This is a genomic window from Blastocatellia bacterium, assembly GCA_025054955.1.
In the GTDB taxonomy this organism is placed as follows: Bacteria; Acidobacteriota; Blastocatellia; order HR10; family J050; genus JANWZE01.
In genome coordinates this window covers 59,424-83,010 of sequence record JANWZE010000025.1, presented here as the reverse complement: position 1 = coordinate 83,010, position 23,587 = coordinate 59,424, and the positions used below count along the sequence as shown (strand labels likewise).

The following is a 23,587-nucleotide window of genomic DNA, read 5'->3' as shown; positions in this document are numbered from 1 at the left end:
CCGGCTTGTGGGTCGGCGCTGCGTCGTAGCGCATGAGTGCAACAGAATCTGGAGGTTTCAACGAATGAATATCTATGCAACAAACATCCGCGAAAATGAAGCCGATACGGCTACTTTTATCAATCCGTTCACGCAGCAGCGTTATCAGCGAGGTCGCCTCAATGTGCGTGTGGACCGCGACGAGTTACTCGGCCCGACGGCTACAGCCATTATGCGCCAGCATCAGGCTGAGGTGATTGCCACAACGCATCCTGATTTTCCAGCCATTCTCGACCCAACTCATATTGCCATTGGTCCGTTCATCAGCGGGCTGGGCGACAACCTCTTTTTTGATACGGCGCTCAATGTCGGAACACATGCTGTTTTTGGCTACAATCATCCTGCCATCTTTCCTAAGCTCCAACGACTCGGACAAGTGTTAGCCGGCTTCATCGGTGCGGGCACCGATTTTTTCTTTGTTTCGCGGCATGGCGCGCCAGCGTCACAAGATGTAGCCGCGCTGCTCAATCAATATGCTCGGGACGCCTATGGCGTTGAGTTTATGACGAACTTCAGCAACGCTGGCACCGAGGCTAACGAGAATGCTGCCAAGATCGCCATGTTTAACAAGTTTCGCCAGGTCCACGCGCAACTTGGCGAGCGGTTGTACGCCCGCATGTGTGAGCAACTGGGAATCGTCAAAGTCAGGCCGCATGTGGATGACCTGTGGTCGAATTATCCGTTTTATGTCATCGCCTTTCATGGGGCGTTTCACGGTCGCACCGGATCAACGCATACCATGTCCATGAGCAAGCGTGTTCAAAAAGAAGGCTATCAGGCGATTCCTTACGTCATCCACTTGCCATACGATGCGACAGTTGATTTCAACCGGCACATTGAAACGACGCCGCTTGAGCAGCTCATTACCACTGGCCAACTGCGTCGCGTGGTGGATCAGCGAAAAATTCCGATTGATCTGCTCAGCTTCGTCATCATGGAGCCGATTCAGGGTGAAGGCGGCTATGTCATCCCTGACGATGGATTGCTGCGCGCGTTGAACGAGTTTCTGGGTTGCTATCGCGCCAAGGGCGTATGTCTGATTTCAGACGAAGTGCAAGCCGGCCTGTATCGCACCGGTGAGTTCAGCGCCATGAGCCATTGGTATCGGCGCTACCCGCACCTGAAGCCTGACATCATGACGTTCGCCAAGCCGCTGCATGTCGGCGCAGCAGTGACGCAGCGTTGGCTGCTTGAAGATTGGCCGGGCGGTAAGTTCTCAGGGACATGGCCGGAAGGCAACTTGCTCAGTCTGGCCATGGCTGCCTATACCTTGCAAGAGCTCAAGCAAATTGATCCGGCGCTCGGACGGCCCTACGCAGACAATGCCAAACAGGCCGGTGAGTACCTACGTCGCCGTTTGTGCGAAATGGCCGAGCAGTTGGAGGCGCGCTATCCCGGCGAAGCGCTGGTCACCAATGTGCGCGGCGTTGGTCAAATGAATGCGTTTGATGTGCCCTCAAAAGAGATTCAAGAGGCTGTCGTTTACCAAGCGTTTCTGCATGGCTTGCATCTGCTGGGGACAGGTGAACGATCCATTCGCCTCTTTGGGACCGTTGATCAGCGTCAACGCGAGGCCGATTTGCTCGTGCATATTTTGCGCGATGTCATGGAAGCTGTCATGAACCAGAGGCAACAACATGCATCGGGCACACGAGCGACGGTCTAAAAACTGTGTCGAAACACAGACAACTGATTGTAAAAATCTGTCACCCTATGTTGACTTCGCGGGCCATTGCAGTACAATTGGCACGTCGGTGAGAAGATAATACATTCTGTGTGAAGGTGACGAATTATGGATGAGCAACAAGCTGCCGTCAAAGAAGTCTCTTCCGTGAAAACAGCTTCACGAACGGTCGAACGCGGTTCTGTACGAGCCATGCTTTTGATAGATGCCGGCGATTTGGCCAGCGCGCAAGCGGTCTTGGATGCCGAAACTGAAAACGGCAAGAAGGACCCCTATCGAGAGACCTTGCGAGCGGAGATTGCGATTCACGCCGGTCGCTATGCAGAGGCCGAAGAATTGTTGAAGCAAGCGGCCACTGAGCTAGCTGGCATCCGCTCGGTCGCTCGTTGGACAATGGCGCGTGGCCAGTGGCATTGCGCCCGTCATGAGGACGGCGTCGCCAGAGACCTCTTTCAGGGCGCGTTGAGGAATTATCAATATATCGGCGACACTCTTGGCGTGGCGCAGGCGTTGTATCGGCTCGGAGAATTGGAGCGTCGTTCGGGTCAGTATGATGTGGCCGCGGCCCATCTGAGTGAAGCCCGCACGTATCTTGAGGGCAAAGGCCGACGCGGCGAATATCTGGATGGGCTCATCCAATTCAATCTCGGCGTGTGCAAGCAGCACCTCGGCCTTCTGGATGAAGCCCAGCTTCATTATGAAGCCGGTTTGGCCTTGTTGAGTCGAACGGAGAACTATCGTTCTTACGCGCTGGCGCTCGACGGATTTGCCACATATTGGCGGGAACGCGGCCAATATGATCGCGCGTTGGAGCTGTTAGAAGAAGCCGCCTCGTTGGCTGAGAATTACGGAACCGAGGAGGATGCTGCCCTGATTCGCTGGAATCTAGGCCAGTGCTTATTACAGGCTGGCAAAACGGAGCTGGCCGAAGTTGTCTTGAGGCAAGCTCACGAATTAAATATCAGCATCGGCAATCAGGCCGGCGTGTGCGCTATCTTGGGATTGTTGACCCAGCTTTATCTGGATCAAAACGCTATGGACAAAGCTGAGCAGTGCGCGCAAGAAGCGCTTCAGCAGGCTGAGGCTTTCCATGACCCGCAGCAAATTCTCTCGGCCACCGTCATGCTGGGACGGATTTACATTTTGCGCGGTAAAAAAGAGGAAGCTTACGGCTTGCTCACAACCGCTGCTGCCAACGCTGAGCAGTTGCACCTGCCCACACTCAAGGCGCAATGCTTAATGTACATGGCCGAATGTTGCTTGCCCAAGCGGGCGCCGGAAGCGCAAAACTTCCTCTCTGAGTGTGCCACCTTGTTGGAGGGCGTGAATGATCAAAAAATCTTGCGCGAGTTTCAGCGTATCCGCACAAAGGCGACACATTCTCGGATTCGCCTCACGCCGGAAGGCGATTTGATCATTAGCAAATCGTTCCTGCCTGAATGGAGCGAGGCGAAGGAGGCGGTCGAATCGTTCCTCATCAAGCATGCGCTCGATCAATCGGACGATAACAACACGCGAGCAGCCAAGATACTGGCCATCTCGAAAGTCCACCTGTGTGAGAAGCGCAAGCAATATAAGCTGTGATCCCCCCAGGGGACGTGTGGGCGGCATGCTATTGGCCGGCAGGTCCGGGCGAGCGAGCCGGCGCGGCCGTGACGCCGCTGTGATGGTTTAAGCTCCTTGTTAATCGTTTCCGCAATTGCGAGTCGAGCGAGCCGGTGCGGCCGTGACGTCACTGTGAGGCATCAGCTCACCGGCATTTACTCACTGACTTGTTGCTGCTCAAACGTCGGTCAGTTGGCATGAGCTATAACAGGCGCAAATCAGACGCTCGCCGTCAGGCAGCGGTCGCCCGTTCCTGTACCGCTCAATTGGAGTGGCAACTCTCCCAAGCCGGTTATCGGTGGATTGCTGGCGTTGACGAAGTTGGTCGCGGCGCATTGGCCGGCCCTGTGGTGGCTGGAGCAGTCATCCTTGATCTTGACTGCATCCCCGATGGGATTGACGACTCCAAAAAGTTGACGGCCAACCAGCGTCAACGGCTCGCCGAAGCCATCAAGCAGTCAGCGGTGACGCTGAGTGTGGCGGCTGTGGAGGCCGAGCAGGTGGACCAGCTCGGCATCGTGCCAGCCACTCGTCTGGCCATGCAACGAGCCATCGCCGGATTAGCCCGACAGCCGGACTATCTCTTGATTGATGCGCTTCGGCTGGAAGGTCTGCCGATGCCTCAACAAGCTATCGTTCACGGCGACGCCAGTTGCCTCTCAATTGCGGCGGCGTCCATCGTCGCCAAAGTTGCCCGCGATGCCATGATGAAGGAACTGGATCGCATCTATCCCGGCTACGGCTTTGCCCGCCATGTTGGCTACGGCACACGGGAGCACCGACAGGCGCTGAACCGGTTAGGCCCGTGCGCTATTCACCGGCGTAGTTTTCACGGCGTCACCCCTGACTTGTTTTCTTCGATCAGTTGCGCCGTCGGGAAGTAGTAAAACAAAATCCTATCGTGCTTGTAACCGGCCCGCGCCTGAGCAATCGCGCCCCGCAGGCAAAGCCCGACAGTGTGTCCAAGACCCCGGCCTGTGAGCAGGAGCCAACCATCTTGTTCTTCAAGCGTGAACACATGACTCGGCAACGCATGCCAGCCCAGTTGGCGGCCAAGTAGCGAGCGCACCGTTTCGCCGGCAAGGCGATACTCAACACCTCCTTCGTTGATTCGCCATGCCCGCACAACGCCATGTTTCACTGCTTCCGTGCTGATTTCAGCGCGCAACGATGGCGTCACTCCAAGCAGCGAAGAGACCGTGCTGAGAAACACCGCCTTTCTCAACCGCCGCTGCCAACGTTCGAATGATGAGCCGCGACACCAGCGACAAGTCACAGATTGATAGACCTCATCGAGCGATGACGTATCAGAACTCCAGACCCACCCTGGTTTGCCTGTCTGACCGCCGCAACTGCCAGTGAAATAGGTCGGTCGGCAGGCTCCGTTGATCTGGAGCAGCACGCCGCTCGTTTGCTCAACAGCCGATTGCACAAGCGAGGCAAAACGATCACGTCGGTTCAGCCGATCTTCGCCCTGATACCAGAAGCAATGCGTCGTGTCGCAGAAATCGTAACCCTGCGAGCGATGCCGCGACCGACTCGCCTGGATGAATGTGCGCGTCACAACGGCCAGCGCCTTAAGCGCCTCCGGCTGCGTCACGCCGGACATCTCTGAGGCGACCACCCTGGCGACCACGCTCTCGCGGTCAGTTTCCAGCACGGTTTGAATTGCCTCGTCGGCGACACGCACGCACAGGCGACCTCGCACAACTCTGCTCAACCGATGACGATCAACTGTGATCGTCCATGTGGCCAGCGCCGATGCGAGTTGCGTCACGTTGCTGAGGGATTGAGCCAGGCGGTTCGCGCCGTGTAACCTCACAACCAAACGACCGTTTTCGCGTCGCAGGTGGAGACGCGACCGCGCATTGAGATGCCACGTGTGGGGTTGCGCCTCGTGCTCGATCCATACAGTCGTGTCGGTCTGCGGCTCCAGCAACAGGGCTTGAGGCCGATAAAGACCGAACATGCCCAGTCCAGTCGCTGAGCGAACGTGTGGTTGCGTGGCCGCCAGATGGTGATAGGAAATTGCTAGCAACCCAACCAGGAACGCTGATCTGGTTAACCATGAGGTTCGTCGGCGACGCGCTGCGTCGCCGCTGTGTGAGCGCAATCGCATACAAGAACGCGCGGCCCGCCGATGGCTTCTGCTTATCGGCGGCGTGTTCGCTGCGTCGGGCGAGTCGCTGCCGATGACTCGAAGTGGTACGTGACCATTTCTCGGAGCAGCGACGCTGCTGGCGCTGTTTCAACGGTGACTTCTGTCCAGTTCGGCACAACCTGAATCAACCCGGCGATGTTCTGACTGAAGAGGTCAACGGTGGAGCCCAATTCATCAGATGCCGCCGGCGTGGCTAGCATGCTCATGATATGTTGGTAGGCGCCGGCTCCCTGTTTGACGCGAACGCGCGCGAAGCGACGCAGGGCGACAGACTGCTGTGCCGACGGAGCCACTGACGATCTATGCGCCTGCAAAATTCGCCGAGCATACTCCTTGCTGTTGGCCAGCAGCAGATACGATCCCTGCCGCGCATACGCGCCGCCACGATCCAGCAGCGTTTGTCCTAGCCAATGCAGTTGATCCTCGGCGTTCCAACTGAGGCGCGCCGGCACACCGCGCACGATATAGCGCGTGGCGAACTCCGTTTGCACGGTTTGCTCGAATGCGGCTGTGTCAAATCCTCCCGGCCTGTTCAACCGCATGACTAAGGCTCGATGAAACTGAACGAATAACCGATTTTCACCCAGTGTCGCGTCGCCGATGAGGATAAATTCAGCCGGTTCGCTCGGCTCCAATAGGGCGGCCAGATGTCGGAGCAATCTTTCATCGAACTTGCTGTCAGGCTCGGCGACGCGACTTCGTTGCGCATCGCCAGTGAACGAGGTCGGATCATCAATATCTTTATTGAACCGGTCATCGAGTTGCAAAACGCCTGACGTTCCGCTCAACGCAGACGACTCGTTAGCATCAGCCTCGTCCCAGTCGTCGGCGCGATGCGTCGGCATCGTCGCCATCGTCAGAGCGCGTGGTGGCGCGCCGAGCAACACGTCGGCCATCAGTCGGCTCAGCAGCGGTAGATCGGCAGCCGCGCTCGCCACCATCAAGGTGGCATCGTTTGGAGCAAAACGGAGCAGTTCGTTTAGCGCGTTGAGATGTGATGAATCAGTCGGCGCCGCGTCATGGAGCGCAAACCAACGGCGCTCACGCAAGGCGGTCGGCGTCACTTCCATGTCAATCAATGCAGCCTCGATGGGCGCCAGCTCAGTTCGATTTTTGTGAATCCAGTAATGTTTGAAGTAACGATCAGTGTTAAGCCGTTTTTGATCGAGCCAGACTGTGATGTCGTGAGGTTTGAAATCCGTCAATCCGTCTACCAAGCGATTGATGGAGACTGACAGCCGATCGTCGCCTGGAGCAGTCAAGTTGGTGAGTGTTCGACGCAATAGGTTTTCGCTTGAAGCAATGATCAACATGCCTTGGGCAAAGGCGAATCCGGCGGCAGCTTTTTCTCCTGTTTCAGGATGTGTTCCTTCGCGCACGTAGTAGACCTGATTGCGCAGCGTGCGTTGACGGAATGCGCTGCGTTGCTTGAAGAGAAGGGAAGCCAGTGCGTCTGCCCGAGTGGTGACCGTGATCAACAGCATCTCCAGATTGCCGATGTCGTAAATGACCAACGCTGATTGGCTGCCGGCCAGGGCGCTGAGATGTTTCTCCGTCAGTTCGAAGCCAAGAGCCGCTTCAATCGGTTGCAAGCGGTCGAGCAGTCGCAAATAGAGCCGCGAATTTTGAAATGCCCGCCAGTTGGCGCTCTCCCTGTAACGTCGGTGAGCCGAGGAGGCCTGCCACTGGGCGAGCAGCCGATTGAGGTTCTGCGCTTCGATGTAGATCAAGGCTCCACTGGGAGCATAGCGCGCCAGTTCCAACCTCGTGCGCGGCGCCGGCTGCAACAGTAACGCGACTGTCCATCCAATCGCGATCAGCAGAACAACTGATGTGGTGATGATGATTCGGCGTCTCATACCATCTCCAGCCGCATGCTCACCCGCGTTTCAAGCGCGCGCCGAGATTCACCGCTTTGGTGGTGATCGTCATGCGTTGAGCGAGCTGACGCTGATATTGCTCGCGCTTGGCGTGTATCACGGCGAGTAGCTCGTTGGCCCGACGTTGTTCCGATTCGTCCGCTACCAGCGCTTGCATTCTCTTCAGATAACCGATGGCGCGATCATACTCATTCAGTTCTGCGGCTGCACGCGCGAGCGACTCCAGGAGCTGTATCAGATGGCGTTGTTGAGCCAGCAGATTCACTTGTTTGAGAAGCCACCGGTTTGCTTGATCGCTCGACATCAACGAGACCTGAGTGGTCTCGGTCGCCCTCGTTTGATCAGCAGCTCGATCTGCCTCCTGTTCGTATTCAGCCTGCTGTTCGTCCTCATCCTCCTCGGAGAGCCGGGCTACATCGGGCAAATACTGGGCCATCTTCAGGGCTGCCTCATATCGTGCCGCGCGGGTATAAAGTTCGATCAATTGAGCGCGTGGCGATGGCGTGGCAAAGAGAATGTAATTGGTCACGACTTGATCGGGATCGCTCCACAGCACATTCTGCCACAACGCTGGTGTGTCAGGATCAATCAAAGCGCGTTGAATTTTGGCGAGCAGGTTGTACCGATCATTCAGCAACGGACTGAGCAACTGACGAGCCTGGTCGGCATTTTTCAGCAAAGCAACGCGGGCCGAAATGAGCCTCTCGGATGGCCCCTGCAATTGCGTCAATGCGAGTTGCTCTTGACCAGCGGCAAGGCGTGGCAACAACAGCAGAGCGACTGCGACCTGTTCGCTCGGTGTCCGGCGATCCGTCAGGAGAGCCGCGAGTGTTTCGACAGCCGCCCCCAGCGAGCCGGCTGCGGCTTGAGCGCGGGCTAGTTCGATCCGGTTCTCGATCCATTCGGGATTGAGTTTGGCGAGCCGTTGCCGGTAGCGCACGGCCTCAGCAGGCCGATTGTATCGAAACGCGATTTCTCCGGCTAATGCCAATGCCGGCAGCGGATCGGCAGCGCGATTGACCATGCGCTCGAGCGTGGCTAACGCTTCTTCACCGCGCTCCAGATGAAACAATGCCTCGGCGAGGCCAACGAAGTTCACATCGTTGACCTGACCGCTGGTGAGCAATGAGGAATAGATTTCCAAGAGCAACTCATGGGCTTCTCGATGCAAGCCCGCTTCTTTCAACACAGCCGCTGCTTTGACGAATCGCGCTGGTTGTAGCGGCGAGCCGGCAGCGGCAAACTCGCGCAGTCGTTTGATGGCCGATGCGCGTTGACCTTGGTGGATTTCAACTTGAGCGAGGTTCAACGTGAACCAATCAGGAGGAGGCATGGCAGGATCACGCGCTGATTCAAAGGCTGCCAGTTCGGCTTCAGCAGCGTTCCACTGACTCAGCGCGATCAGATGTTCGATCAACCGCCGGTGCCATCGCTCGAGCGTCGGCGGCTCTGAATGTTCCTCATATTGTTCATCATCTTCGGCTGTCGGCAGCTCTATCACATGACCTTCTCGCAGAGACATGACAATGGCGCGATAAAACGGCGTCAGCATCGGCTCAGGCAACAGCCCTTCTTCGCTGAGCATGACGGCCAGGTCCATGTTCGATGGCGTTTGTGCGATGACCGATTCAAACAGCGCGGCGGCTGTTGGCGCGTCGTACAGATGGGCGATTCGGCGGGTCAGTGTGCGTAACGATTCAAATCCGCGCGCTTGGATGGCCTCAACCATGAATGCTTGCAGCGCCGCGATGGGACGATGATGTTGTTGATGAGCCGCGAGCGCATCCACGGAGGCGACATACGCATCGGCGCTCTCCGGATGATTCGTCAGCAGACGTTCCCAGGTTGCCAATGCTTCTTGTTGCCGCCCTTGCGTCCATAGGATTTTGCCAAGTGTCACGGTCACCGCAATGTCACGCGGCGCGAGTTCTTCGGCCAATCGCGCGTGCTCCAGAGCCAGCGGCAATTCGTTTTCTTCGAGGTAATGCTCGGCCAGCGCCAACTGCTCCGAAGTTTGTCGCGGACGCTGTTCCAACAACGCTGTCAGGTAATCTCGCGCTTTCGATTTGGTCGCAGGGCTCAATTCGAGCCATAGGCCATAGACGTAAGCCGTTTGATACCACTCATCGCCAATCAGCGTTTGGTTCGCGTCAGGCTTGGCGGCGATCAATTGGCCGATCGGTTCGGCGCGCAAACAGGCTGCGAATTGAGCGTTGACGTTCGTCTCTGTGTGACTGAAATGGTAGGCAATCTGCGCCTCGCGCGATCTGATCCAGGCAGGGCTCATCGGCATGGGTTGCAGCGCCGCGATGGCCAGCTCGCGCTCACCTTGGGCGATGAGAAAGTTGACAAGTTGCAGTTGATAGGGATTGTACGAAGTGGTCAGCGAGGCGAGCTCGTCGCGCTGCCCGCGCCGGTACAAGAGCGTGAAGTACCGCTCGATCAGCGCGTCATGCGTGTCTGTCGGAGCGCCCGATTGCGATCGGTAAATCTGTCTGAGCACAGCCAGCTCTTTGTCTGTGTCGCCGGCCCAGCGGTAGCGCCAAGCTAACGCGCTGCGATAATCGAAAGAGCCTTGATGCGGATCGCGGCTGAAGTACGAGTGGAGCACATCAGCAGCCTGCGCAAAAGCGCCGCGAGCATCGTAAAAATTCAATAACGATTGCAGCTCGTCGTAACAGCGCGTGTCTTGAGCGTTCTGGCGCGCGCCAAAGGCCAGATCAACGAGCTGCCGCAAGACCTGTTCCTGCACATCAGGCCACCGCGCCCGATGCGCCAGACTGGCCAGCAGCAACAGCTCAGCTTTGTTCTGCTCCGTGTAGCGTGTGAGTGAAGCCAGACGCGCTTTGAGCGCTGAGACGATCTGGGCGACTTCAGCCGGCTGACCATAGCGCGCCAAATTCGCACCGAAGCTCTCCCGCAGCGCGGTTTCAAGCTGAGATTGAAACTGCTCGACGCGCCACGTTTGATAATTGTCTTCCCGTTGTTGTTCTTGTCGCGCCCACTGGCGGGCCTTCCACAAGCGATTCCAGGTGTCTTGCGCAGCGCCGGCGCGCACCGCGGTGCGCACTAGCCCGTCAAGCTGTCTGTTGTCAATCAGCGGCTCAGCGTAAAAGTCTTTCATCAATCGGTCGAATCCGGCGATGTAGAACTTGCGCGCCTCGGCAGAAAGCCCCCATGATTCGAGCATCGCAGCATAACCGAACAGGCGCTGCGAATTGACCTGCGTTGATCGCAAGGCTGTGTTGAGCGCGTCGAGCGCGAGTTTTTGTCGGCCTTGTCGGGCCGCTGCCTGCGCGATTTTCACTTGCCATTCCGGCTGTTCGCCGCTGAGCGCGTAGCCGCGTTGGAACTGAGCAATCGCTTCGTCATATCGCTCCAGTCGCACCAACGTATCAGCATACGCCATGCGCAGGTCCAATCGCTGAGGTTCTTGCCGGGCGGCCAGTTCATACTGCTCGGCCGCTTTGTCAAGCTGACCTTGATATTCATACAACCAAGCCAGCACTTGATTCCAGCGGTAGTTGCGAAAGCTCTGCCTGGCCGTTTGCTCATAGTAGTTGATGAGCCGGTCAGTCAGGTTCCATCGCGTCGCATCGTTGATCGCTGCCGTGACGAGGTCGCGGTTCTCCGGCTCACGATTGATGATTTCGATATGCTGGTCAATCGCTGCATTGTGGTCGCCGCGCGTGTGGTACAGCTCAATCATCGCACGGCGAATCTGAGCGATGCGCTCGCGTTGCTGATCGCGTGGCAGCGGCAGCGATTGAACATCGGTAAGGCCCGCGCGATACCACTCCAGGAGCGCCTCTATTTTGCCGGCCGTGTTGAGCAATTGAGCGAGTTGAGCGAACGTCTCGCTATCCGATTTGTCCTGTTGGTAGAGGGCGCGCAAGATCGTTTCCGCTTCATCATATCGGCCGGCTTCACCCAGCCGTCGCGCCAGTTCAAGGTTGAGTTGGCGCTCATATCCGCCGCGCGCGCGTTTGACGACGCTCTTGTAGAGGTCAATGGAGCGGTTCAGGAGCCCGATGCGCCAGTAGAAGTCTGTCGCCTCGTCAATGACGCCATAGTTGGTTGGATACTTGGCGACGCACTCGTCCATGATACGGGCTGCTCGGTCGGCGTCGCCTTGTCGTTCGTGAAAAGCGACCAGTTGCAGCCTGTACTTGATCTCATCAAGCTCGGTTCGCGCCAGCGAGACAAGTCGGTTGAGCGCCCGTTCCTGAGCTGCTTGCCGACGACCCGCACGGAATCGGTCGCGAGCATACAGGAGGAACTCCTCTTGTTGACGCCGCGCCATCTCGCTTTCCAAAAACAGCCAGGCATCTTCAACGCGACCGATGGCGCGCAAGTATTGCTCGTACCCCACAGCTAGCGACCAGTTGTCAGGCCGAGCGCGCGCATAGGCTTCGACCTGTTGTTGAATGGACTGGCTGAGGTTGCGCTGTTTGGTCAGCGTGGCCAGCCGCTGGATGACCGGTTGCTGCTGGAATCCAGGCTCAGCCAACGCTTTCACGTATTCGCTGATGGCGTTACTTATGTCGCGTTTGCTCTCGTAGATGGCGGCCATCTGATAAGCGTAAGCCGTGTCGTCGCCTGACATGCTGCGCAGCCGTTGGATAGCACCAAGCGCGCCATCAAAGGCGAAGTAGTCCCAGTAAAGGCTGGCGACTTGCAAGTAGGTTTCGCGCCGTCCGCTCTCAACAACCAGCAACGCATCCCACTGTTGGCCGGCAGCAGCCATGTCGCCATACTCGGCATACGCCTCGCCCGCCTGCGTGCGAAAGTCCTGATCGGTCGGATAGGTTTTTGCCAACTGCTCATAGAGGCGAGCTGACCGAACGAGATTCTCAGGGTCGGTCTGGCCCAACGAGCGTAACAGTGTTGCCAAACGTTCGGCGTGGCGCGGATCATTCGGATAGACTTCAGCTAGTTGCCTGTACGTCTCGACCGCCTCTTCGTATCGCGCCATCCAGACGGCTGCATCAGCCCCAAACCAGCGGTAAGCGGACGATGTTGCGGCTGCATGTCGCGCTTGTTGATAACGCGCCGGCAGTGTGCCATTGCTCGACCAGAACAGCAATAATTGGTCGCGGACTTGCGGGTCGGCAAAGTAATAGCGCGTTGCCAATGCCTGCCACTCGTTTGTCTGTTTTGTCTGTTGATAGTAACGCAGCAGGCCATGAACAAAGCTCAAATTGTGCGGAAATCGCTCATGGGCCAGTCGGTAGAGTTGCCAGTAAAGCTGAGCATCGTAATTGACGGCGGCGTCAGGTTTGTCGCTGTACACGATGAATTGCTCAAGATACGGTTGTAGCTCGGCGTCATCCAGCATGCTGACCAGCTCGGTTGAATACTGTCGGAACGCCTCGCGCTGCTGTTGTCGAATGAGCCATCGCGCCAGACGATGATACCAGACTGCCGTGGGAAATTGACGAATCGCTTGTTGGTAGGCCTGTAGTTTTTCGTCGAATAGATTGGTCTCCTCAAGCCAACGCAACAACGCCTCATAGAGGCCTTCTTCATGCGGGTATTTGCGTATTTCCTGCCAATAGATTTGCAATATAGCCTCTCGTTCATTGGTCTGGGCCAAGCTGGCTAGCAATCGCTCCAGCACCGATTGGTAGGAAACCGGTGGTGGAGAGGGCCTGTCTTCTTGATAGGAATTTGGTTCGTCTATCGGTCTATAGAAATTCGCGTGTGTGGCAGTGGCGCCCGAAGCCGCCCACCGTGGTGAGAGGACATACGTCCACGGCTCCATCGCCACCGGCATCAAGGGTTGGCCGGGCAGTCGTCGGGCCGCGAGCCGATCAAGCAAGCGCCGGTAAATGAGCCGCTCCTTATGCCGGTCATTGAGGCTGCGATACGCATCGGCGATTTTCAGGCTGATCGTTTCGTATTGGTCTGAATCGCTAAAGCGGGCTAGAAATTCCTCTCCCATGTTGATCGCCAACTCGAACCGTTTGAGCTGAGCGACTGTGTCAATCAAGCTGGCATACATGGATGGCAGGCGCTCGGATTGGGGGAACTCGTTCTTGAATGCTTGGAAGATACGATAGGCCAGCAACCCGTTGAAGAGTCGCGCAGCGCGCGCTTCTCGTTCACGAAACTCTTCAGGGATGGCTGTATCAGCCAAAATCAGCGACAACACACCGTTCAGCAGTCCAGGGTGTTGATCAACGGTGGCCACGTCCTTGTAGAGCGAGAGATCACCGGCTGCCACCCGTGTCGGTTGATCCTGAGCTTGCATGAGCGCATTGAATAACTGGTACAAGCCTGACTCGCGCAGCGGCGAATTGGTTTGGAAGACGCCCATCAGGTGCAGCGTGTAGTAATAACGCGAGGCTTGATCGTAGTTGCCAATGCGCGCGTACAGAGCGGCTAGCGTCTCCAGCTCGCGGGCGGGCGGCGTTGTTCTGTCTCGGTCGGCCACGTCTTCGTAGCGAGCCAGCACACGATTGGCCTCGGCAGCATTGCCTTCCCAGACGTATAGATCGAACAAGCGGGCAAGCGTTTGCACATCGGCTGAGCCGGCTTCATAACGCTCGCGCCAATAGCGACGATAGCTACGATAACGGCCCACGCGCTTCAGCAGCTTGTAATAGGCTGAGCTGAGCGATGGCTCCCAGAGCGGCTTAAACAGTCGGTCATAGACGGCGACGGCCTGATCAATGCGGTTCTGTCGTAAATAAATGGCCGCTTCTTCGTTAAGCAACAGATGTGGCCGGTCAGCAAATCGCGAGCGAAATTCAGCAATCACCGCCAGCGCTTGTTCATAGCGACGCTGCGCCGACAGCTCCTGCACATAACTGACAATCGGCGCGAGCTCCAGCGGGTTCAATTCAAACATCGCGCGATAGGTTCGGTCCAGATCAATGCCGGCCGGGCGATGCGTGCGAATCACAGAGATGATCTGATCGAAAATATCACGATGATGATGGCGTGGCGATTTTCTTGCCAGCTCCATCAAGGTCGCAATCTCGTTGGCAAATTGCGCTTGCGAATGCTGGTAAATGGCCAGTGTTCTTAAGGCGCTTGGCTGGCGATTTTCTAATTCGACAAATTGGCGCATCTGTTCGTTGGCGCGCTCAGTCTCTCCAAGTCGCACATCCAGCTTGGCGGCGATGAGCCGGAGTTGGGCATCGCGCGGATATGATCGCATCAGGTGTGTCAGGCGCTCACGCGCTTGCTGCGTCGGTCGTTCGATGAGGGCCTGGCTGCCAAAAAATTCTTCGGTTGACAACAGCGCCTGATCTATGTCTGATTGCGGCGCGCGGTTTGGATCGGGCGGCTGCTGCGGCACAATCCGCGCGGGAGCTGATTGTGGGGAGGTTGGCGACGAGCCGGAACCGATGACCCGTCGCGCCGCTGTCTTTGAGGAAAGCGTCACAGACCACGCCAACAGCATGGCCGTGGCGACCGCAAACCAGAAGAGGTAGGCGAGGGGGTTCCTCACGGGGCGCCTCCAATGATGTCCAGTTCGAGCGTGAGGCTCGAATTATTGTGAGCAAAATCTTCGGCCAGGATGGTCATCGTGTAGTTTCCTGAAGGCAGGTCAGAGGGGATGCGCAATCGCGCGATGGAGGCTTTGGCCTGCGCGTCCCACAGCGCCGGCACAGGCTGCGCCCCGTAAAGGCGCACCATGATCCGTCGCGTGTCGCGGTCGGCGTCTACGGTGACGGTCAGTTCATCCCCAGCTCGTGCCGTGTCAGCGCTGAGTCGAGCGCGCAGTGTGGGCGGGCGACTGTCAATGATGAATGATTTTATTTCTTCATAGGTGCGCCCGTGCGCGTCGGTCAGCAGGAGGCGACATGGGTATTGACCATCGTCCATCGTCGTCGGCGCGAGGAACCGCGTCTGCCAAACGTCTTCGTCCGGCAGGTAGGTCAAGGTTTTGACCAAGCCAAAGGGAAAGACAGCCACTACCGACCGAATCGAAGGGTCTGTGCGCACGCGCAACACCGGATCACCAGGTCGAATGACCCGCGGTCGGAGCAACGCGCGCGGCGCTGCCAAGAACGCCGTGTACGGCGTGACGAAATTGAATCGCCGTGAGAGTCGAATGATTTCCTCAATCCGCTCCGCCGATTCTCCTTCCAGTTCGATCTCTCGCAGTAACGCATCAACGCGCGCTCGGGCCCAGAGTCGCGGCAAATGTTCATTGGCTGTTTGCTGTTCGGGCAGATCAACTTTTCTGACCAATTTCACCTTGCCCGGTCCATGCTGGCCCTCAACCGTCAGATCAACGTTCCGACGCGGCCGGCGATAACGACCGATGAAAGCAAACTGCGTTTGATCATAAGCCATGCGATTGATGTCAGGGTAGACCGAGTGCAGGCTATCCTTCTCACTGGATTTCAGCGTCAAGTCAGTAATCGGTTCAGCGCCGACCTTGCTCCAAAACTGACGAAGCGAAAAACGAATGTCATCGGTTGGACGCGCCGACTCGTAGTGGCCGCGACTCTGGCGGGCCAGTTCCTGTAAGAGCACGGCATTGACATCAGTGCCAATCGCAAAAATGTATAGACGGACAGAGCCAGCTTGTTTTTGCGTCACATGTTGAACAATGCGTCGAGCCGACGTCGTTCCCAGGGTGGGAAACCCGTCCGTAATCATCACGAGCGAGACGGGCCGACGATCGAACTGGTTGGCCGCCGCCATCGCTGCGTCGAGCGCAGCCAGCAGATTGGTGCCACCAGAGAGGTAACTTTGCCGCACCATCGTCAGCGCCCGTTCGATTGAAGCAGCATCGGCGCCGAGCGGCTTGTCACTGAGTCGTTGGACATCATCATTAAACAAAATCAGGTTGAATCTGTCTTGAGGCGTCAGCCCTTGCAAAAAATACTCCAGCGCCTCGTAAGCTCGCTCCAGTTTCTCCCACTGCATGGATAGCGAGGTGTCCAACATCAAGACGAGTGATCGTGGCGGCGGCGTCACCGGCTGGCCGGCCGTGATGCGCGCCTGATTAAACGTGGTGATGGCCTGGAAGTACCCATCGGGCTCAGCCTGCGCTGATGCTGGATCGCGAATCTCCCACGGACGGACACGCTCCGGCGCGCGATGCGTCAAGACGTCCAACTGGCTCGAAGCCACGCCCAATGAGTAGACAAAGGCAAAGTCTTCGGCGAACTCAATCTCTTCAGCTTCAACGCGCGCTACCACTTCATTGGCTGTTTGTCGCTCCATCGTGAGGGCTAGTTGAGTTCCTTCTTGACGAAACTCCATGATCGGCGCTTGACTACGCAGCGTCAGATTGATGCGCACATGCCGGGCGCGTTGTCGCCCATACTCAGATGGCCGCAGCGGAAATGAAAATCGCGATTGTAATCCATCAACCGGCAAGGTCTGTGTGTAGGCCATTTCCAGACGCTTGTAGCCGTATGCCGGAATGGGCACGACCTTGACGGTGAACGCGGCAGCAGCCGTGTCGTCTGTTTCGTGTTGCGCGAGTCCTGGATCAATCGCTTGCTGCCGAAGCGATTCATACAGGTCTTGTGCCTGTCGTTTCTCCAACATGACGCCGGGGATGCGCGTTTGGCCGTCCCACACGGCAAACTCAGAGATACTGGCCGAGGCAGGCAAAGCAAAGACGTATCGCCCTTCTGTGACATCGCCGACCGGATTGGCGAAGATTTGACGTAGTCGCACAGTGGCAAATTGATTGTTGATGTTGATGTCAAGCGTCATCTCGTCAAGCGAGAGAAAGTTTTCCCACGTCGGTAGATTACCGCGGCGGCCCAACAACACGCCGGCCTGACCATAGCAGAGCGAGACAGCGAATATCAGAAGGATGGCGAAGATGAGAACTTGCTTGCCGCTTGACATCTAAGGTCTGTCTCCCATTGGGTTGAGCCTACGCCGTCAAAAGAGAGCGTGATTGTAATCCGGCTGCGGTCAATCTGCCAGCGTTGCGCTCACCTGCAACGCAGTACACCGGCGCGATCTGGCTTGTTCGATGCGCGAGCACATGAGTTCATGGCGTGAGAGCCGCCATAGGAATTCGCGTCAATCCGTAATCGGTGGCCACATAAATCGCTTGCGCATCACTCGTGATAGCGGTCACATTGAGCGATCCGAGACCCCGGTTCACGCGCGACCATGTGTTGTTCGCAATGTCGAGTATCCACAGACCGTGTTCCAAAGTGCCCACGTAGAGCCGATTCCCGCTGACATGCATCGCGTTGGGGTTGACGCTACACCTTCCAATCAAGCTGGCATATCCGATCATTTCCCCAGAGGGAAGCAGCGCGTCCACTCCACCACCATACGTTCCGATATAGAGCGTGTGTCCGGCTACAGCCAACGCGCTCACCCAATTGTGGGACAGTTTTGAGTTGGATGTGTGAAACGTTCGCACCACCCGCAACCCTTCCAGTTCGTTTAATCCGTTTAGGCTGCCGACAAATAATTTGTCACCCACGCGCGCGCTTGTGTACAGATGATTGCTGGCCAGACCATGAAACGCATTGAGGCTGCGAAACCGATTGTCAGCATAGATGCTGAGGCCCCGGCCAGTCGCCACAACGATCGCCTGCTCTGAAACGAGTTGATGATCAGGCAGCGGAAAAACCATGTTCGCCGGAATCGGTAAAACATGAGCTACCGCGTTGCTGATAAGCCCATCTGCCTCGGTGTAAATCTGCTGTTTCAGCATGTCATCAATCATGACCACTCCGCGAGACGTTCCAATGAACATGCGTCGTGTCAGTTCGTCAGGATAAATGTGATTGATCTCGCGGATACTCAGGTCTTCCAGATGCGCCAGACGTCTCGGTTCATCAGGAGCGACCACATCAATGCCGCGATCAAAATAGCCGATCCATAATCGTCCACGCCAGTCCATGGCCAAGGCAGAAATATGAGCGGCTGAAAGTTGAAAAGTCGTTGAGGTGTGGTCAAATCGCTCGAGCGGTTCAACACCCGGCCGTGCCGTCACGTATATGCCGCGCGTTGTACACACCCACAAGCGGCCCGCTCCTTCAATCAACGCCGAGCAGGCGGCATTCTGAGGCAGCGTCAACGCTGTCAATTCAACCTGAGAGAGAGACCGTTGCGCTGAAGTGGGCAGTCGCATGATCTGACCCGTCACCAGTCCAGCAAACAGATGTTCGCCAAAACGAACCATCGCTGCAATGTTACTGATCGGCGTTAGCGGCACGATACCCGCGGCTACGACTTGCACCAGCCCTGTGTCGCTGCTTGCCAAAATCTTTCCGTCATGTTCGACAATCGAGGTGATGCGGTCTGACGGCAGCCCATCCTTTTTCGTCAATCGGGTCCATTGTCCGTCGCGCCACACAAATAAGCCCTGCGCAAATGTGCCTACATAAATTTCCGGATACCGGCTGAACACACACGTGACCTGCGCACTCGCAGAAGGCATCGTATAGTGGCGAAACTGATGGCCATCATACTCGAACAGGCCACCATCGAACGTTCCCACCAAGAGGCGCTGCTCCTCGGCCAGCAAGCTCGTCACATGCTGCGCTCGAGGTTGGACAAACCGATACTGCGTAAATGCACGCCCATCGTAACTGATTAGTCCACTGTGCGCCGTTCCAATGTAGAGTTGCTCTTTGAACGTTGCTAACGCCGTCAGGTCATGGCTTGGCAGGCCATCCAATATGGTATACCGTGCTATGACTTGACCTGCATCGTTGAGGACAACCAAACCACCGGCCGTAGCTGCATACTGACGACCGGCAAACCAATCCATGTCTCTCACATCCTCGGTCAAACCGAAATATGCCACTCCGTCTGCACGCATCGGGACGAGCGCAACCGGTTCCACCCGAACCGTTCGCTCCCCCATGAGTCTCTGTCGTTGATGGGAAATAGCCAGATTAACCGCTCGCACAAGCATGTAAAGCCCTATGCTTCCCAACGAAAATAAGAGGATGATAACCCAGAGGAGACGAGGCTTTGAAAGTTTATGCCGGTATCGCTGCCACCACATGGGGGCATTATAAGCTGTTGTCAGAGGCTCAGGCAACAGACATAACAAATTGCTCTGATTCAATTTGTATTGGAAATCGCGTAGCCTAGTTTATAAAAATGTATCGTTGACAAGGCTGTCTTTCTAAAATAATTGTTGACATCAATTGCAGTTTATTGTATTGTGATGGCGACTATGATTGAGGTTTATGAAAATAAACCAATCGCCTCACGATCTTCATTGCATGGCCCGGAATTGATTCAGGGAGCCATCACGAATGATACGTAGGTTGATTGTTACTGTCCTCGCAACGCATCTCGTTATCCTCAACGCAAGTGTAGTAAGCAGCTTTGAGGGGCCTGACCCATTACTCAAGAGCGAGGCGGCGCCTGGGCAAATTCTGGTTAGGTACCGCGAGGCGGCGCCTCCACAGGTTATCCACTCAATTGCTCAGCGTCATGAATTGAAAACCATTCGTCATTTCGCGGGAGTGAAGAGGGGCCTGCGCCTACAGCAAGTTCCCGCTGGCAAGACGGTCGCTGCAACCATCGAGGCTTTGCGGCGCGACCCGAATGTTGAATATGCTGAACCGAATTACATCTATCGGGTTTCGGTCGCTGAGCCTGAGGATACCTATTTCAGCTTCCTTTGGGGATTGCACAATCGTGGCCAATCAGGTGGCATCGCTGGTGTGGATATAAGCGCGCTTAAAGCGTGGGACATTACAACAGGCAGTTCTGATGTTGTCGTTGGAGTGATTGACACCGGGATTGACTATTTTCACCCGGACTTGGCAGCCAACATGTGGATCAATGTTGGTGAGCGGCCTGACAATGGTCTGGATGATGACGGTAACGGGTACATTGATGACGTTCATGGGTGGAATGCGCAGATGGACAGTGGCGACCCGCTCGATGACAACAATCATGGCACGCATGTAGCCGGCACCATTGGCGCCGTAGGCAATAACCGATTGGGTGTGACTGGTGTCAACTGGCAGGTCCGGTTGATGGCATTGAAATTCCTCAGCGCGCAGGGCGTCGGTTACGTTTCCGACGCCATTGAGTGCATTGAGTATGCCATCGCGATGAGGCGTCGTGGCGTTAACATCCGTGTGTTGAATGCAAGTTGGGGCGGGCCGAACGCTTCTGCTGCGCTGCGCGAAGCGATTGAAGCGGCGGGCCGTGCTGGGATGTTGGTTGTAACGGCGGCTGGAAACAACTATGATGGCGCCGGCCTACGTGGCACGGATAATGATGTACAACCGATTTTCCCAGCCAGTTACGATCTAGCCAATACCATCTCGGTGGCGGCTGTGGACCGTCGCGGTCAGCTTGCTGCCTTTTCCAATTACGGCAAGAGTTCGGTTGACTTGGCTGCTCCCGGTGTGTCCATTGCCAGTACGGTGACGCTCGATCGTTATGGTTTCTTCAGCGGGACATCTATGGCAGCGCCGCATGTTGCTGGGGTTGCTGCATTGGCGCTGGCGATCAAGCCGAACCTGACGGTGGCAGCGATGAAGACAACGTTAGTGCAAGGAGTCGTGCCGCTCTCATCGTTACAGGGTAAGACGCGAACGGGCGGCATGGTGAACGCCTTCAACACGCTTCAACTGGTTGAACAACTGAACGAGCCGGCTTCAGAGTTTCAACTCTCCTTGGACGCGCGACCGGTCACGCTTCGGGCTGGCGAGTCAGTTGATGTTGATTTGGGCGTTCGATCAGTAGCCGGGTTTGTCGGAGCCGTCACCCTGTCAACGTCATTTGAGCCGCGCGTTAGCAACGTGTCACATCGTTGGTCGAGCAATCCGGTTTTGCTTGCGCCTAACGATCAAGTCACGATCCGGTTGACGTTGACTGCGCCGATAGATGTAGTGCCAGGCAGCTACCGGCTGACAGTCGAAGGTGTGTCTGGTGATGTGAGTCGAACGGTTAGCCTGCCGGTGATGATTGAACCCGTGTTCCCTGACCCCGGATCGGGGTAGCACTGGCGGCTAGCCGTCACGCTGGGCCATTGGCGAATGATATTCCGGTCTGACCAGGTTCTGAGTCATTAACATGTACACCGCAGGCTCTTCGGAAAGCTGAAACGTCCTAAAATACCGGGCTGGGGCGGGCAGCTTACCGAGAACCCACGCGGGCCACACACTGAAAGTTGACTCAGGGCTGCGTCGGGCCGGAATATGATTCGCCGATCGGTCAACGCGGTCAGCCAACCTATGTGCATTGATGAACTCATTGCTTACACAGTGATCAGCAAGCCGGCTATCAGATACGACACCGCAGAGAGTCCTGCTGCGACCAGCGCATACGGCAACTGTGTGTTGAAGTGATCCACGAGATCGGCCACAGAAGCCATCGCCGACACGATCGTCGTATCCGACAGGATAGACGCATGATCGCCGAATACGCCGCCTGAGAGGACAGCGCCGACGGCCAGCGGCAAATGCACGTCCAACGCCGTTGCTGTCGGCACGGCTACCGGAATCATGATCGCGAATGCCCCCCACGAGCTTCCCGTTGAAAAAGCAATCACGCCGGTCACCACAAAAATGACCAGCGGCAACAACCATGCTGGCAGCGCGCTGGAGAAGAGTTGAGCAACATAAGGGCCTGTTCCCAGGTCCTGACACACTGTGCCGATGGCGAAGGCCAAGACCAAGATGACGTTCAGAGGCGCCAGCCCAGCTATGCCCTTGAGCACTAGCTCTGAGACCTCCTCCAGCGTCAGGATTCGTTGAGTAAATGCCATCAAGATGCTGACCAAGACAGCCGTGCTCACTGCCCACAGGACCGAGGTTGAGCCAGAGCCTTTCATCAGATTGCCTTGACCGGTCACGTAGAGTCCAACGAAAATCATCACCACCATGACCAAGATCGGTACAACCATATTTCTCGCTCGCGGGGTCACGCCCGGTTTGGTTTCCAACGCGGCGACGTCTTCGGCCATCAACGGCACGGCTCCGTCCCGAAGCAATTTTCCTTCTTGTTGTGCTCGTTGTTCAGCCTGTTTCATCGGCCCGATGTCCCGCTCTAGCAAGATAACCGCTAGCAACACCAGCAACGCTAGGTAAAGATAGAAACTGAGCGGAAGCGACCACGCCAGCACGCGCACAGGATCACTGACTTGTTGCACCGTCAGTAACGAGACAATCAACGCGCCCCACCCGTTGAGTGGAATCAGCATACAGACAGGCGCGTCCGTCGTGTCTGTAATCAGCGAGAGCTTTTCGCGGGAAACGCGCCACCGGTCACACAGCGGTCGTGCAACAGAGCCGGTCAGCAACGCTTTGATGTTTGACTCGACAAAGATGACGATGCCGACGACGAAACCGAGCAACTGCGCCCCGCGCCGCGTGCCAATCAGGTCCCGGCTGACAATGTAATTGACCAGGCCTTGCAGCCCGCCTGAGCGTTCGATCAATGCAATCAGACTGCCAACGAGCGAACAAAAGAAGATGACTTGAACGTTGCTGCGGTCCTGAAACACGTTCACCAGTCGCGCCAGCGTATCGGCCAAAGCCTGCGTCGGATGTCCGTGTAGAAGGATCAGTGAGCCGCTCAAAATGCCCAGCAATAACGACACAAAGACCTGTCGAGTGCGAACAGCCAGCAGGATGGCCAGAATGGGCGGCAGCAGTGAAAGCCACGTATTCACGCCGGCTTATTATTCAAAAAAACGCGGTGAAATCAATCCGAGAAGACAAACTCACCGGCTCATCAACATCGTTCGCCGATCAACCTCCGCAGATATGATCCAATCGTCTCGGCCAGATAAGCATAGAAAACGGTTAAAGCCTCGTTCGCCGATCAACCGCAACCCAAGCAGATGCGATGGCTGCTGGCTCGGCGTCAAAGCGTAATCAGAGTTATTGCCGATGAGAAGGTGTGGGGCGCTGATCGAAGACAAAAAATCGTGTCAGCGCTTATGCCCTGGCCATCCGCTCAGCTTCAGAGTGACTCGGCAGGCCGCGCCTCATGACGCCACATATCATTGTTGAGACGTTGCATGAAAAACTAATTTCATGTTTGATTGTTTCAATTCCGTTTCAACCTTGCTACATCCCGGCTGGGCAGAAAAGTAAGTTATCGAAACCGCGCCAGTTGGTTTTTGGCTAGGATTTCGCCGATTGAAACAGTATAAGTGGCATAACAATTGCAAATGATTCACCGGGTCGAAAAAATTTTTCACACTGCCTGGAGGCAGTGGGTTATGGGTTAGTTGGCTTCGCATAGTCTGTTGGGCGATGCGGGGTTTGAGAAAGAGCGAAGACCTTGAGG

General features: G+C 56.5%; 10 protein-coding genes. 4 read left to right on the top strand and 6 right to left on the bottom strand.

Annotated features, from left to right (window positions below; translation table 11 throughout):
- Nucleotides 1–64: 64 nt before the first annotated feature.
- From NZ823_02515 to NZ823_02505, 3 genes are all read left to right on the top strand, one after another.
- Entirely contained in the window at nucleotides 65–1,705 is a 1,641-nt protein-coding gene (locus NZ823_02515) for an aminotransferase class III-fold pyridoxal phosphate-dependent enzyme (protein ID MCS6804001.1), read from the top strand.
- 126 nt (nucleotides 1,706–1,831) lie between these two features.
- Entirely contained in the window at nucleotides 1,832–3,307 is a 1,476-nt protein-coding gene (locus NZ823_02510) for a tetratricopeptide repeat protein (protein ID MCS6804000.1), read from the top strand.
- A 218-nt stretch (nucleotides 3,308–3,525) separates the two neighbouring features.
- Complete coding sequence (locus NZ823_02505; protein ID MCS6803999.1) at nucleotides 3,526–4,212, top strand: ribonuclease HII; 687 nt, start codon at nucleotides 3,526–3,528, stop codon at nucleotides 4,210–4,212.
- Here NZ823_02505 and NZ823_02500 read toward each other — a convergent pair.
- The 5 genes from NZ823_02500 to NZ823_02480 all read right to left on the bottom strand — a co-directional run bounded on the left by NZ823_02500 (nucleotide 4,158) and on the right by NZ823_02480 (nucleotide 19,184).
- Nucleotides 4,158–5,447 (bottom strand): SpoIID/LytB domain-containing protein, encoded by a 1,290-nt coding sequence (locus tag NZ823_02500; protein MCS6803998.1) that lies wholly within the window; start codon nucleotides 5,445–5,447, stop codon nucleotides 4,158–4,160. The two genes, NZ823_02505 and NZ823_02500, sit on opposite strands and share 55 nt — an antisense overlap.
- 32 nt (nucleotides 5,448–5,479) lie before the next feature.
- On the bottom strand, nucleotides 5,480–7,348 hold the full coding sequence (locus tag NZ823_02495; GenBank protein MCS6803997.1) for a hypothetical protein: 1,869 nt from the start codon (nucleotides 7,346–7,348) through the stop codon (nucleotides 5,480–5,482).
- Between the two features lie 19 nt (nucleotides 7,349–7,367).
- Complete coding sequence (locus NZ823_02490) at nucleotides 7,368–14,828, bottom strand: tetratricopeptide repeat protein (GenBank protein MCS6803996.1); 7,461 nt, start codon at nucleotides 14,826–14,828, stop codon at nucleotides 7,368–7,370.
- A complete protein-coding gene (locus NZ823_02485) occupies nucleotides 14,825–17,197 on the bottom strand; it encodes a VIT and VWA domain-containing protein (protein ID MCS6803995.1) in 2,373 nt (790 codons plus the stop codon). The genes NZ823_02490 and NZ823_02485 overlap by 4 nt, the downstream gene beginning before the upstream one ends.
- A gap of 148 nt (nucleotides 17,198–17,345) precedes the next feature.
- On the bottom strand, nucleotides 17,346–19,184 hold the full coding sequence (locus NZ823_02480; protein MCS6803994.1) for a hypothetical protein: 1,839 nt from the start codon (nucleotides 19,182–19,184) through the stop codon (nucleotides 17,346–17,348).
- A 400-nt stretch (nucleotides 19,185–19,584) separates the two neighbouring features.
- On the opposite strand from NZ823_02480, the gene NZ823_02475 reads away from it, so the two are divergent.
- A complete protein-coding gene (locus NZ823_02475; GenBank protein MCS6803993.1) occupies nucleotides 19,585–21,291 on the top strand; it encodes a S8 family serine peptidase in 1,707 nt (568 codons plus the stop codon).
- Between the two features lie 257 nt (nucleotides 21,292–21,548).
- On the opposite strand, the gene NZ823_02470 is transcribed toward NZ823_02475, so the two are convergent.
- Nucleotides 21,549–22,964, bottom strand: coding sequence for a sodium:solute symporter (locus NZ823_02470; protein ID MCS6803992.1), 1,416 nt, complete (start codon nucleotides 22,962–22,964; stop codon nucleotides 21,549–21,551).
- Nucleotides 22,965–23,587: the final 623 nt, after the last annotated feature.